This is a genomic window from Pseudoalteromonas marina (assembly GCF_000238335.3).
In the GTDB taxonomy this organism is placed as follows: Bacteria; Pseudomonadota; Gammaproteobacteria; order Enterobacterales; family Alteromonadaceae; genus Pseudoalteromonas; species Pseudoalteromonas marina.
Genome location: NZ_AHCB03000005.1, coordinates 646,537 through 659,819 on the forward strand (window position 1 = coordinate 646,537; position 13,283 = coordinate 659,819).

Genomic DNA, 13,283 nt, shown 5'->3' on the forward strand with positions numbered 1-13,283 from the left:
TAGTGGAGAATTATTGTGGCGCAATCTAATCAATCAACCGATCTGGCTCTTGCTACTGGTGAAATGGACCATAGCGATAGCGACGATCAACAAGAACAGAAATCAGGCTACTTAAGTTCGCTAAATGGCGTTGATTTATTGCGCCAAGTAACTTTAGTTATTGCTTTAGGCATTTGTTTGGCGATTGCTATATTTATTATTATTTGGGCGCGTCAGCCAGATATGCGCCCGCTTGGTAAAATGCAGACAGAAGAGCTTATTGAAACGCTCGACTTTTTAGATGCACAAAAAATTGAATACCAAGTAGATGGAAATGTAGTGCTCGTCCCTGAAACTGAGTATCAAAATATTAAACTTTTAATGACTCGCGAAGGGCTAGAGCAAGGCCCTACATCGGGTTCAGATATTATTATGCAAGACATGGGGTTTGGTGTAAGTCAGCGTTTAGAGCGTGAACGCTTAAAGCATGGCCGAGAACAACAGTTAGCGCGCACAATTGAAGAGCTCAATAATATTACGCGTGCACGTGTATTGCTTGCCATTCCAAAAGAAAATGTATTTGCGCGCAGAGAGAAAAAGCCTTCAGCAACTGTTGTACTTACTCTTAAGCGTGGGCGTTCGCTAGATAGCGAAGAGGTCGACTCAGTGGTTGATATGGTTGCATCGGCTGTACAAGGTTTAGAGCCGGCTCGTGTAACAGTAACGGATCAAAATGGTCGCTTACTAAATTCAGGCTCGCAAACATCGCTTGCTGCACGTTCACGCAAAGAGTACGACATAGAGCGTAAGCGTGAACAAGAATATCTTGAAAAAATAGACAGTATTTTAATACCTGTTGTAGGGCTTGCAAACTACACCGCACAAGTTGATTTAAGTATGGACTTTAGTGCTGTTGAGGAGACGCAAAAACGCTACAACCCAGATTTACCAGCAGTAAGAAGCGAAACAACATTCGAAGAAAATAATATAGGTGGTTTAGCGGTAGGTATACCTGGTGCACTGACGAATCAGCCTCCAGTAAACTCTAATATCCCTGAAGTAGCAGGACAAGGTGGCGCAGGTAGTGCAACTTCACCATCAAGAACGCATAAAGAAGCGACGCGTAACTATGAGTTAGATACAACTATCTCACATAAGCGCCAGCAAACAGGTGTGATACGCAGAATAAGCGTGTCGGTGGCCGTTGACTACATTCCAAAAGTAGGTGAAAACGGTGAAACCACAATGACACCGCGTTCAGTGGAAGAACTGTCAAATATTCGTCGTTTATTACAAGGTGGCGTTGGTTTTGACATGCAGCGTGGTGATGCACTTGAAGTGGTAACGGTTCCGTTTGTTCGCGAAGCAACTGATTTTGACATTAGCGTGCCGCTTTGGGAGCAGGATTGGTTTATGAAAATAATCCGCTTGGTACTGGGTGCATTAGTTATTATTGTACTCATAATGGCGGTAGTTAAACCGATGCTTAAACGTTTAATTTACCCAGACGATACACTTGAAGAGTATGACGAAGATGCGTTAAGTGCAGGCGTAGACATTGGCGATAGCACGTTGGATATGCTAAACAAAGACTTTGATTCTGCTTCAATTGGTTTCTCAAGCGATGGTACACTGCAATTACCAGATTTACATGGCGACGAAGACTTACTTAAAGCAATTCGTGCCCTTGTAGCCAATGAACCAGAACTATCATCACAAGTAGTGAAAGCGTGGTTAACAGAAGATGACTGATCAAGATCAAGAACAAAAACAACTTCCAGCAGCGTTTGATGTTGATAAGCTAGACGGTGTAGATAAAGCCGCTATTTTATTACTGAGCTTATCAGAGGAAGATGCAGCCCAAATACTTAAGCACTTGGAGCCTAAACAAGTTCAAAAAGTCGGCATGGCAATGGCTGCGTTAGACGACCTGTCACAGGCTAAAATAAGTGCGGTTCACAACTTGTTTATTGAGCAAATTCAAAGCTTCAGTACTATAGGTTTTCAGTCAGAAGACTTTATTAAAAAGGCGCTTACTGCTGCATTGGGTGAAGATAAAGCGGCCAGCCTTATTGACCAAATTGTTATGGGGTCTGGGGCTAAAGGCCTTGATTCTCTCAAATGGATGGACTCTAAGCAGGTGGCGAATATTATTCGTAATGAACACCCCCAAATACAAACGATTGTATTGTCTTACTTAGAGCCTGAGCAGTCCGCAGAAATTATTGCGCAGTTCCCAGAGAAAGTACGTCTTGATTTAACCATGCGAATTGCCAACCTTGAAGAAGTGCAACCAGCCGCACTACAAGAACTTAACGAAATTATGGAAAAACAATTTGCCGGACAAGCAGGGGCACAAGCTGCGAAAATGGGTGGCTTAAAAGCCGCGGCAGACATTATGAACTACCTAGATACAAACGTTGAAGGGCAGCTAATGGATTCTATTCGTGAACATGACGAAGAGATGTCTCAGCAAATTCAGGATCTTATGTTTGTATTTGAAAACTTAATGGATGTGGATGACCGTGGTATTCAAGCCATTCTACGAGAAGTACAACAAGATGTATTAATGAAAGCAATCAAAGGTGCAGACGACGGTCTGAAAGACAAAATACTGGGCAATATGTCTAAGCGTGCTGCCGATATGCTGGCTGATGATTTAGAAGCAATGGCGCCTGTACGTATTAGTGAAGTTGAAGCTGCCCAAAAAGAAATTCTATCAACGGCACGTCGTTTATCTGATTCGGGTGAAATTCAGTTAGGCGGTGGTGGTGGTGAGGAGTTCTTGTAAACCATGAGTAAACTCAAAGGGCGTCCACTTCGAGCTGAAGAAGCTGATGAATTATTAAAGCATTGGGCTATTCCCGATGTAGCACCTAACGAAAAAAGCTTTGGTAATCGTTCTACAGCGTATGGCACCCCATTGGGCGAGCTTTATAAAAAAGAATTGGCCGAAGAGATGCCGACCGATGAGCCCGAAGAGCCCGAGCTGCCAAAGCTTACTATGGTTGAGCTTGAACGCATTAGACAAGATGCTTATGAAGAAGGCCTTAAACAAGGTCATGAACAAGGCTACATTGACGGCTTTGAAAAAGGCGTTAGTGAGGGAAAAGAAGCTGGTTATAAAGAGGGGCTAGAGCTCGGTAAAACTCAAGGCCAAGAAGATATAAAACCGATTATTGAAGAGCAACTAATTAGCCTTAAAGGTATTTTAGAAGCACTTAATTCACCGCTAAAAAAAGTGGATGAACAAGCCGAGTTACAACTTATTCAATTAGCTAGCATGTTGGCTGAAGCAGTTATATACCAAGAAGTACAAACATCGCCAGATGTTATTTTACATACATTAAAACACAGTATTGATTCGTTAAATGCGCAACAAGAAAAAGTAAAAGTGCATCTAAACCCAACCGATCTAGAGGTTATAAAAGATAGCTATGGCGAGCAAACTATAGCAGACAATAACTGGCAATTAGTTCCCGAACCCACGCTTGAAAGAGGTGGATGTGAGGTTAAAACCGCGCAATCCTCGCTCGATATGACGTTAAAAACACGCGTCAAAGAAACGTTGGATAGCTTTTTGCATAATAGTAATATCTAAATATTTTTTAGGCGTACTATGTCTGTGCAAATTGCTTCTTTGAGCGAACGCTTGTCGCAATATCAACAAAACATTAAGCCCTACACACCTGCAGTGGCGGGTATTTTAACGCGTGTTGTTGGCCTTACCTTAGAGGCAAAAGGTCTGAGGGCGCCTGTTGGTAGTCAATGTAAAATTGAAACCATGAATGGTTTTGTTGACGCAGAAATTGTTGGTTTTAACGACCAAACCTTATATTTAATGCCTAATGATCATATTTCTGGCGTACTGCCAGGTGCCCGAGTAATACCCCAAGTAAATAATTTGGGGTTACCTGTAGGAATGAGCCTACTAGGGCGTGTGGTTGACGGCTTAGGCCGTCCACTCGACGGACTTGGTAAAATAAACGCTGAACATTATTTAAAGTTTGCCCAAAATACAATTAACCCTTTAGCCAGACGTCCGATCAGTCAGCCAATGGACGTGGGGGTGCGTGCTATTAACTCAGTGATAACCGTAGGGCAAGGTCAGCGTATGGGCTTATTTGCAGGCTCTGGTGTAGGTAAGTCTGTACTGCTAGGAATGATGACCAGAGGCAGCGAAGCCGATGTCATTGTAGTTGGTTTGGTTGGTGAGCGTGGTCGTGAGGTCAAAGAGTTTATTGAAGAAATTCTTGGAGAAGAAGGGCGTAAACGTTCTGTTGTTGTTGCAGCACCCGCCGATTCATCGCCATTAATGCGTTTAAAAGGTTGCGAAAGTGCAGTGACCATTGCCGAATATTTTAGAGACCAAGGTTTAAATGTGTTACTGCTACTCGATTCAGTAACACGCTACGCAATGGCTCAGCGTGAAATTGCTTTAGCAGTAGGAGAACCTCCGGCAACAAAAGGATACCCACCATCGGTTTTTGCAAAACTACCAGCCTTAGTTGAACGAGCTGGTAATGGGGGGGAAGGGCAAGGTGCTATAACAGCCTTTTTTACCGTGTTAAGTGAAGGAGATGATATGCAAGACCCAATTGCAGACGCTGCACGCGCCATACTAGACGGCCATATTGTACTTTCTCGTGAGTTAGCCGATAGCGGTCATTACCCAGCAATAGATATCGAAAAATCTATATCACGTGTTATGCCCCAAGTGGTTTCAGAGCCTCATATGCAACAAGCCCGAGTGCTTAAACAAGTGTATTCAATGTACCAACAAAATAAAGACATGATCACATTAGGCGCCTATCAAAAGGGCACTGATCCCATGCTCGACCAAGCTATAAATATGATGCCAAGAGTAAACGGGTTTTTACAGCAAGGTATGCGTGATGTGATAAGTTATGACGATGGGCTGCAAGGGCTAGCCCAATTATTAGGTCAAGGGTAATGGCTAAAAACAAATTTGACTTGCTGCTAAAACTTGAAAGCGACAAAGAAGAAAGTTTACGTATGAGTTATTTGCAAGCTAATCAAAACCTGCAAGCAAACCAGCAAAAACTTCAAGGCTTAAATGACTTTAGGCTTGAATACTCTCAACAGTTACATTTAAAAGGTCAATCAGGTTTATCAAGCGCTGGTTTTGGGCAGTATCATGCGTTTATAGCAAAAATTGAAGAGGCCATTCGGCAACAAGCAAGTACTGTAAATACGGCAAAGCAAGTTGTTTCACAGCGAAAAACGTTGTGGTTAAAACAGCAAATAAAGGCTAAAGCGGTGGCTAAATTGATTGAAAATCAAAAAATAAAAGCAGCAGCTGTGGTTGCTAAAAACGAGCAAAAAATGCTGGATGAGTTCACATCTAATCAATTTTTTCAGCGTCGCAAACTTTCTTAAGTTAGGCACGTTTATTGCTTTGTTAATGGGTGGTATTTAATTTTGGGCAATGTGCGGTGACATGTTGCCGTAACCGTATTAGGTGACTTATGGCGATGAATGATATTTCTGTTTCAATTTCGGCTGATAAAGAGTCTTTTTTAGCATTTAAAGACAGTAGCTTAGCTGATTCTGCTGATGAATCAGGTACTGAGTTTTTTACTCAGTTGCAAGACGCCCACACTACATTTGAGCCAACAAAAAAAGAGATTAATAAGCCTGAAACAGATACTTTATCTGCCACCTCAGCAGATTCCTCATCAGTTACTAATGAAAAATTAAACAGTGATTCAGATGATGAAGACATAGCCCAAATAAATTTGTCTGGAAGCGATATTCTGGAGCAGATCAATTCATCTCAACTAATGAACACTGAGGTTACAAAGCCAAGTGAAAAAGCAAAAGATATAAACCTTGCAGATACATCAAAAAATAAAACACCGCTTGTTATTGCTGATTTAAAAGAGAAACTGCCGGTTAAAGGCTATGTTGCTGTGCCAGCAAAAGATTTACCTGTTAAAGATGAAGTAGGTAAAGTAATAAGACCACATGCAACACTTACTGATAACAACACAAGCGGTGTGGCAAGTTTAGTAAATGATGAAGATATTAATGACTCGTCAAATTCACAAAGACAAAATAAAATGTCTCTTGCTCAGGCTGTTGAAGCAGAACTAAATATAAAATCGGATAAAGTTAAACACCCTGCACAAGCGCAAAGTATAACTCAGGGCTTTGATACAAAAGATAATGAAGCAGATACTAACAAAGGCATTTTTACGGATAAAATAACAGCTTCACAAAGTTCAGTGTTCTCTGACGTGAGTGTCAATTCTGATCAGACTATTTTAAAAACGGATGTTGATAAAATAGTTACTACTCAAAGCACAGTAGAGAATAGCGGTAAAGTTAACGCCAATACTTTAGCTCAAAATACCATAGCTAAAAATACAGTTGCGGAACTAACAGAAAATACGCTCACAGCAACTTCACCCAACTCAAACATAACTGAAACTGAAAAAGCAGACGCGATAAATGCACTCATTGCTAAAGATGTAAATGCATTTAAAACAGATAAAGTATTAGCAAGCCTAACGCCTGAGCAGCTAACAAAATTACAGACTGAAATTAAACCAGTAATGCTTGACGCATCAAGCAAAGCTGAAAAATTGACGGTTTTAAAGCAAATGCTTACCCAATTTATAGCGGATAATAAACAGCCACAAAGCACTGACGTTAAGTCGTCAGCCAGTGAGCAGTTCAATACGCTTTCAGGGACCGAAAAGCAGGCATTACTGACTCAATTAAATGCCTTTATTAAAGCCGAGCAGCCAAAAGGTGAACAGTTAGCGGCTATTAAGCAAGCGATTGGTGAGCTAAAAGTGTTGGTTGCGAAAGATGCGAATCAATCATCAGACACTAAATTTACGATATCGCAAAAAGCTGTAAATGACTCACAAAACTTGCCGCAAACAAATGAATCGCAAATAGACAAAGTGGTTACCTTACCGGTAAAAGGTGAAGAGATAACAAAACCAGTTACTTTTGTAGCTTCACAAACACCAAATACGGTAAACAGACCACAAAAAGTGAGTGTGAAATCAAGCTCTGAAAATAGCGCTGATCCAACTAAATTAGCAGCACAGCCTACTAGTGATGAAGAGCTTACAAAAGCGCTTGAGCAATTGCAAAAAGAGGGGCTAAAAAATACCACAGCTGAGCAGTCACCCGCTAAAGTTATGCAGTTGTTTAACCACATAACTAATGCATTAAATACAACCCAAACCAGTGCCCAAAGTTATTATGATTCGCTTGATTATGAAATGGGCTTGTTGGATCAACAAGCTATGCAAAATCAGCAGTTACAAAGTACAGCACAGACAAAGCAGGTAAGTATTGAACCTGGTATGATGCAGGCGATTAACATCGTTAAAAGTGACGCGGCCAAGTTACTACAAGAGCGCGTTAGTTCAATGCTAAGCATTAATAATAAAGAGGCTGAAATTCGTCTTGATCCACCTGAGATGGGCAGCATGCAAATACGAGTTCGTAGCGATGCAGAACAAGCACAAATTAACTTTGTGGTACAAAACCAGCAGGCCAAAGAAGCACTCGAACAATCTATGCCTCGCTTACGCGAAATGTTAGCACAACAGGGATTGGAGCTTGGTGAAAGTACTATTTCATATGGCCAGTCAGGTGGTGAAAACGCAGAGCAAAATGAATCGGGGGCGGGTGAGCAATTAGCCAAAAATGGAGCAGCAAATAGTGAAAGTGATGAGCCATCAAATAGCCCAGAACAAACTTCTGAGCAACAAACATCATCATCAATAGATTACTATGCCTAACTACTGCTATTATAATAACTAAAACAAGCAAATACCTTTGCGATGTAAGGAATCATGATGGCTGAAGAAACAAGTTTAGAAATAGAAGAAGCGCCAAAAAGTAAAAAAAAGCTGATAATTATTATTGCAGCAGTCCTGCTCGTTGTAGGTGGTGCTGCGGGTTTCTTTTTAATGTCGGGCTCGGATGAGCCTGTTGAAACATTAGATGAAGAAACGACCCTTTCAGAAGAAGCGCCAGCAGCTTCTGGGTCATCTGCAGAAATAGGCAGTGCGCTTTATGTTGCGATGCCAAGACCTTTTGTTTTTAACGTTCCGGGCTCGAGCCGAGATAGAATTGTACAAATTAAAGTGCAACTTTTGGTACGTGGTGAGGTAAATGAAGAAACAGCTAAAAAGCATATTCCGCTGATTGAAGGTAAGTTACTCAGTGTATTTTCAACCACTACTGCTGACGAGCTTAGTACCAGTGCAGGTAAAGAAACACTGCGTTTTACTGCGCTAGAGACAGTGCAAACTGCCTTAAATGACGTTGAAGGCAGCAAAGTAATTGAGCGGGTATTATTTACCGGCTTTGTAATGCAATAAGGGGTTAGCGTGAGCGACTTATTATCCCAAGACGAAATTGATGCGCTATTACATGGTGTTGATGACGTTGAAGAGGAAGATATAAACGATGGTGAAGATGGCGGGGGAAGTACGCTTCAGTACGATTTTTCTTCGCAAGATCGAATCGTACGTGGTCGCATGCCGACGCTGGAAATTGTTAATGAGCGTTTTGCTCGCCATATGCGAATTAGCCTATTTAATATGATGCGCCGCACAGCGGAAGTGTCTATTAATGGCGTTCAAATGATAAAGTTTGGTGAGTATGTTCACACTTTATTTGTACCAACAAGCTTAAATATGGTGCGTTTCAGACCTTTAAAGGGTACCGGCCTGATCACCATGGAAGCACGGTTAGTATTCATTTTGGTGGATAACTTTTTTGGCGGTGATGGCCGTTACCACGCAAAAATTGAAGGCCGTGAATTTACCCCAACAGAGCGCCGAATTGTGCAAATGTTGCTAAAAATAATCTTTGAAGATTATAAAGAGGCATGGGCACCGGTAATGGACGTGTCGTTTGAGTACCTCGATTCAGAGGTAAACCCCGCAATGGCTAATATTGTGAGCCCGACTGAAGTTGTGGTTATTAGCTCTTTTCATATTGAACTCGATGGTGGCGGCGGTGATTTTCATATTGCCTTGCCATATTCAATGCTCGAACCAATAAGGGAACTTTTGGATGCGGGTGTTCAGTCAGATACTGAAGATACCGACTTGCGTTGGAGTAAGGCATTACGAGATGAAATAATGGATGTTGAGGTTGACATGTCAACTCAGCTTTTAGAAGTTGACTTAACACTTCAACAAATAATGGAGCTTAAAGCAGGTGATATTATTCCTGTTGAAATGCCAGAGCATATAACTGTATTTGTAGAAGAACTACCCACGTTTAGAGCTAAAATGGGCCGCTCTCGTGATAATGTTGCGTTGCAAATTAGCGAAAAAATTAAACGACCTGATTCAGTTAAATCTGAGCTGCATGTATTTACCAAAGGCGGCAAGAAAATTGACTCAGATGCAGAGTTAGCAGAATTAGAAGAAGATTTACACCTTTCAGACGGTGTAGACTTAGACTGGTAATTGATTAAAAGGTTAAACGTATGAGCGATGATCAAGACACAATGGACGAATGGGCAGCCGCACTTGCTGAGGCTGAAGGCGGCGATGATGCTGGCGAAGCGCAAGTTGCCGAACTTGATGAATTAAGTGATGAAAAAAGCGAAATAACAGGCGAAGAAAAGCGCAAGCTCGATACTATTTTAGATATCCCAGTGACCATATCGATGGAAGTTGGACGCTCAAAAATTAATATTCGTAATTTGCTACAACTTAACCAAGGCTCTGTAGTTGAGCTTGATCGTGTTGCTGGTGAGCCATTAGATGTATTGGTTAATGGTACCTTAATTGCTCACGGTGAAGTGGTGGTGGTAAATGACAAGTTTGGTATTCGCCTAACGGATGTTATCAGCCAAGTAGAGCGGATCAAAAAGTTACGATGAGTGCCTTTTTTGCGCTAACAGCGTCTGTATTTACAAAAACAGAGTCAGTTACGCCTACGGGCGATTTAATTTCTATGGTGCTTTCGCTTATTGTGGTGCTAGTGCTCATTGTTGTTCTGGCTATTTTTGTAAGGAAACTTAATCCTAATTTGGCAAACAGTGATGAATTTAAAGTGGTTCGAAGTCTTCCCTTAGGCTCACGCGAACGCTTAATGGTGGTAGAAATTGATAATGCGCAGCATTTATTAGGCGTCACGCCGCACAGTATTAATTACCTTCATAAATTAGAATCACCACTGAGTGAAAAAGAAATCCCAGAACTTGCTAAGCAATTTAGTAAACTGTTAAACCCCAAATCGAAACAAAATAAAAAGAACTGAACCTATGACTAAGTGGCTGCTAATTATTTTTGCCATTGTGTTTGTTCCAAGCGTAAGCGCTGAAGGTATTGATGCGCTTACTATCACAACAAACGCAGATGGCACACAAGATTACTCGGTGACATTGCAAGTTTTAGCCATTATGACGGCGCTGAGTTTTATTCCGGCAGCCATAATCATGATGACGTCTTTTACACGTATCATTGTTGTACTCGCAATTTTACGCCAAGCAATTGGTTTGCAGCAAACGCCCTCTAATCAAGTACTGTTGGGCATGTCTTTATTTTTAAGTATTTTTATCATGGCGCCTATTTACCAAAAGGTTAATGACGTAGCCATAGAGCCTTATTTGAGTGAGCAAGTTACGTCGGTACAAGCATTGGAGCTTGCAAAAGAGCCAATGAAAGCATTTATGCTCTCGCAGGTTCGTTTAAAAGACTTAGAAACATTTGCCAAAATAGCAGGCTACGACAAGCTAGAGTCACCTGAAGAAACTCCGCTTATAGTTCTTATACCCGCATTTGTAACAAGCGAACTGCAAACCGCGTTCATTATAGGATTCATGTTTTTTATACCTTTTTTAATCGTCGACTTAGTTGTTGCGTCTGTACTCATGGCTATGGGTATGATGATGCTCTCCCCCATGATTGTTTCCTTACCCTTTAAAATAATGCTGTTTGTACTTGTTGATGGCTGGAGCTTAGTGATGGGAACCCTCGCCAAAAGCTTTGGTTTAGGCACGTAGTATGTTTTTTTTGAATGGTACTAAAAGATAGGATTACAGCATGGAACCAGAAATTTTTGTTGATATTCTTAGCGATGCACTGTTTTTAGTTATTAAATTAGTATCGGCTATTGTTGTTCCAGGTTTAATTATTGGCCTAGTGGTGGCGGTGTTTCAAGCGGCTACGTCTATCAATGAACAAACGTTGAGTTTTTTACCGCGTTTGCTAATTACTATAAGTGCATTAATTGTTGGTGGTCACTGGTTTACACAAGAACTTATGGACTTTTTTACCCGGTTGGTGTTGCTCATTCCCGAAATTGCAGGTTAGCAAGTGGAGTACCCGTTTTCAGTTGTCATTCAATGGTTGAGCGACTTTTTACTACCTTTGGTACGTATTAGTTCTATGATTATGATAATGGCGGGATTAGGCGCTAAAAATGTGCCAACACGTATAAAGCTGGGTTTATCAGTGGTCGTGACTCTTTTGGTTGTGCCTGTTCTTCCTCCAGCTACATTTACTAACTTGTTTTCGTTTGAAATGATTTTAGTGGTCATACAGCAAATGCTTATTGGAATAGCGATTGGCTTTGCTTCTACCTTGTTACTCAATACCTTCGTTTTGGCAGGTCAGATACTTGCTATGCAAACCGGTTTAGGTTTTGCCTCTGTCATTGACCCCTCAAATGGGGCCAGCGTTCCGGCTGTTGGTCAGTTTTTTCTTATTTTAGCAACACTATTATTTTTTGTATTCAATGGCCATTTAATGATGATACAGATGGTTGTACATAGTTTTGAAGTACTGCCAATTGATGGTAATTGGTGGTCAGTAGATCATTACTGGGATATTGTAACGTGGGGCGGTTGGATGTTTACAACGGCTTTAGTGCTCTCACTTGCACCATTGACGGCAATGCTAGTTATTAATATTTCATTTGGTATTATGACCCGTGCGGCGCCTCAGCTAAATATTTTTGCTATTGGTTTTCCATTCACCCTTGTTGCAGGGCTTGTCATTATTTGGGCAACACTGGGCAACTTCATCCTGCAATTTGAATTTCAGTGGCTTAAAATGATTGAACTAATGTGTACCTTAGTTGGTTGTTCACCTTAGGAGTGTGTTATGGCTGAAGATTCAGGTCAAGAAAAAACAGAAGAACCCACAGGGAAAAAAATAGAAGAGTCTAAAAAGAAAGGGCAGGTTGCTCGTTCAAAAGAATTAGGCACTATGTTTGTTCTTATATTTTCAGCTATTTCATTGTTAATGTACGGCCCTGAAATTGGTAAGGGGTTATACAATATTATGGGCAGAATGCTCAGCCTTAATCGAAATGAAACCTACGATACCACTAAAATGTTTGCGGTTTGGTCCAGTGTTGCCGACGCGCTTATTTTTCCTATGGCTATGTTTGTATTCATTATTTTATTTGCAGGCATTATAGGTAATACTTTACTAGGTGGCTTTAATTTTAGTTGGCAAGCAGCCGCTCCTAAAGCAAGTAAAATGTCTCCATTTAAAGGCTTTAAACGCATGTTTGGCCCACAAGCTGCGGTAGAGCTTACTAAAGCTATTTTAAAGTTTTTAGTGGTCGCAAGTTTTGCCTTTTTTTTAATTAATACCTTTTTTGACGAAATATTACACTTAAGCATTGAGTCTGCACCTAATAATATTATCCATGCGCTCGAAATACTCTCGTGGATGTTTTTGGCATTGTCGTGCACATTGGTGATTATTGCAGCAATTGATGCTCCGTATCAAAGTCATACTCACCATAAGCAGTTAAAAATGACACTGCAAGAAGTAAAAGATGAGTACAAAAACTCTGAAGGTGACCCTCAAATAAAAGCGCGTATTAGGCAAACTCAGAGACAAATGTCTCAAAAAAGAATGATGCAAGACGTGCCCGATGCCGATGTAGTTGTTACCAACCCAACGCATTATTCTGTTGCTCTTAAATACGACACTGAGCGAGCAGGAGCACCTATAGTGCTTGCTAAAGGCGTGGATGAACTGGCTATGCAAATTCGAAAAGTGGCAAACGGTAATGATGTACCCATTGTTGAGTCGCCAATGCTTACTCGAGCGCTTTATCATACCGCAGAAGTAGGAGAACAAATTCCTGATCAACTGTTTACTGCCGTTGCACAGGTGCTAGCTTATGTTTTTCAGCTAAAACGCTTCAATAAAGGTCGCGGAAAACGCCCGACTAAGCTTAATAAAAAGCTCCCCATTCCTGATGCCTACAGGTATTAATATTTCCCCTTTATTAACTTGGAATAGTTATTGCTAATTCTACGTAGTGTCAAT

At 41.0% G+C, this 13,283-nt stretch carries 14 protein-coding genes; all 14 read left to right on the plus strand.

All coding sequences use genetic code 11. From position 1 onward, the window contains the following. Window positions 1-15: 15 nt before the first annotated feature. The 14 genes from fliF to flhB all read left to right on the plus strand — a co-directional run bounded on the left by fliF (window position 16) and on the right by flhB (window position 13,229). Complete coding sequence (gene fliF / locus PMAN_RS03050; protein WP_010555911.1) at window positions 16-1,731, plus strand: flagellar basal-body MS-ring/collar protein FliF; 1,716 nt, start codon at window positions 16-18, stop codon at window positions 1,729-1,731. Then, on the plus strand, window positions 1,724-2,770 hold the full coding sequence (gene fliG / locus PMAN_RS03055; protein WP_006792737.1) for a flagellar motor switch protein FliG: 1,047 nt from the start codon (window positions 1,724-1,726) through the stop codon (window positions 2,768-2,770). The genes fliF and fliG overlap by 8 nt, the downstream gene beginning before the upstream one ends. Before the next feature lie 3 nt (window positions 2,771-2,773). Beyond that, on the plus strand, window positions 2,774-3,580 hold the full coding sequence (gene fliH, locus PMAN_RS03060; RefSeq protein WP_010555912.1) for a flagellar assembly protein FliH: 807 nt from the start codon (window positions 2,774-2,776) through the stop codon (window positions 3,578-3,580). A gap of 18 nt (window positions 3,581-3,598) precedes the next feature. After that, window positions 3,599-4,933, plus strand: a complete 1,335-nt coding sequence (gene fliI / locus PMAN_RS03065) for a flagellar protein export ATPase FliI (RefSeq protein ID WP_006792739.1) — start codon at window positions 3,599-3,601, stop codon at window positions 4,931-4,933. Beyond that, entirely contained in the window at window positions 4,933-5,379 is a 447-nt protein-coding gene (gene fliJ, locus PMAN_RS03070) for a flagellar export protein FliJ (protein ID WP_006792740.1), read from the plus strand. Before fliI ends, fliJ begins: the two co-directional genes overlap by 1 nt. Window positions 5,380-5,474: 95 nt before the next feature. Then, complete coding sequence (locus PMAN_RS03075) at window positions 5,475-7,766, plus strand: flagellar hook-length control protein FliK (protein WP_010555913.1); 2,292 nt, start codon at window positions 5,475-5,477, stop codon at window positions 7,764-7,766. Window positions 7,767-7,823: 57 nt separating this feature from the next. Further along, window positions 7,824-8,351: a flagellar basal body-associated protein FliL gene (gene fliL, locus PMAN_RS03080; RefSeq protein WP_010555914.1), complete on the plus strand. Its 528-nt coding sequence runs from the start codon at window positions 7,824-7,826 to the stop codon at window positions 8,349-8,351. Window positions 8,352-8,360: 9 nt separating this feature from the next. After that, window positions 8,361-9,452, plus strand: coding sequence for a flagellar motor switch protein FliM (fliM, locus tag PMAN_RS03085; RefSeq protein WP_010555915.1), 1,092 nt, complete (start codon window positions 8,361-8,363; stop codon window positions 9,450-9,452). A 20-nt stretch (window positions 9,453-9,472) separates the two neighbouring features. After that, entirely contained in the window at window positions 9,473-9,871 is a 399-nt protein-coding gene (gene fliN, locus PMAN_RS03090) for a flagellar motor switch protein FliN (RefSeq protein ID WP_006792745.1), read from the plus strand. After that, window positions 9,868-10,251: a flagellar biosynthetic protein FliO gene (gene fliO / locus PMAN_RS03095; protein WP_010555916.1), complete on the plus strand. Its 384-nt coding sequence runs from the start codon at window positions 9,868-9,870 to the stop codon at window positions 10,249-10,251. The genes fliN and fliO overlap by 4 nt, the downstream gene beginning before the upstream one ends. A gap of 4 nt (window positions 10,252-10,255) precedes the next feature. Continuing rightward, complete coding sequence (gene fliP, locus PMAN_RS03100) at window positions 10,256-10,996, plus strand: flagellar type III secretion system pore protein FliP (RefSeq protein WP_010555917.1); 741 nt, start codon at window positions 10,256-10,258, stop codon at window positions 10,994-10,996. A 40-nt stretch (window positions 10,997-11,036) separates the two neighbouring features. Beyond that, the gene (locus tag PMAN_RS03105; protein ID WP_006792748.1) at window positions 11,037-11,306 is read left to right on the plus strand and encodes a flagellar biosynthetic protein FliQ; all 270 of its coding nucleotides are present in this window, start codon (window positions 11,037-11,039) and stop codon (window positions 11,304-11,306) included. A 3-nt stretch (window positions 11,307-11,309) separates the two neighbouring features. Then, window positions 11,310-12,089: a flagellar biosynthetic protein FliR gene (fliR, locus tag PMAN_RS03110; protein WP_006792749.1), complete on the plus strand. Its 780-nt coding sequence runs from the start codon at window positions 11,310-11,312 to the stop codon at window positions 12,087-12,089. Window positions 12,090-12,098: 9 nt separating this feature from the next. Next, the gene (flhB, locus tag PMAN_RS03115; RefSeq protein WP_010555918.1) at window positions 12,099-13,229 is read left to right on the plus strand and encodes a flagellar biosynthesis protein FlhB; all 1,131 of its coding nucleotides are present in this window, start codon (window positions 12,099-12,101) and stop codon (window positions 13,227-13,229) included. Window positions 13,230-13,283 lie beyond the last annotated feature (54 nt).

Bases quoted from the DNA above. Each gene is read 5' to 3' on its own strand.
- PMAN_RS03105 (WP_006792748.1), top strand. From the start codon at position 11,037: ATGGAACCAGAAATTTTTGTTGATATTCTTAGCGATGCACTGTTTTTA.
- PMAN_RS03075 (WP_010555913.1), top strand. From the start codon at position 5,475: ATGAATGATATTTCTGTTTCAATTTCGGCTGATAAAGAGTCTTTTTTA.
- fliO (WP_010555916.1), top strand. From the start codon at position 9,868: ATGAGTGCCTTTTTTGCGCTAACAGCGTCTGTATTTACAAAAACAGAG.
- fliI (WP_006792739.1), top strand. From the start codon at position 3,599: ATGTCTGTGCAAATTGCTTCTTTGAGCGAACGCTTGTCGCAATATCAA.
- fliN (WP_006792745.1), top strand. From the start codon at position 9,473: ATGAGCGATGATCAAGACACAATGGACGAATGGGCAGCCGCACTTGCT.
- fliL (WP_010555914.1), top strand. From the start codon at position 7,824: ATGGCTGAAGAAACAAGTTTAGAAATAGAAGAAGCGCCAAAAAGTAAA.
- fliH (WP_010555912.1), top strand. From the start codon at position 2,774: ATGAGTAAACTCAAAGGGCGTCCACTTCGAGCTGAAGAAGCTGATGAA.
- fliJ (WP_006792740.1), top strand. From the start codon at position 4,933: ATGGCTAAAAACAAATTTGACTTGCTGCTAAAACTTGAAAGCGACAAA.
- fliP (WP_010555917.1), top strand. From the start codon at position 10,256: ATGACTAAGTGGCTGCTAATTATTTTTGCCATTGTGTTTGTTCCAAGC.
- fliG (WP_006792737.1), top strand. From the start codon at position 1,724: ATGACTGATCAAGATCAAGAACAAAAACAACTTCCAGCAGCGTTTGAT.
- flhB (WP_010555918.1), top strand. From the start codon at position 12,099: ATGGCTGAAGATTCAGGTCAAGAAAAAACAGAAGAACCCACAGGGAAA.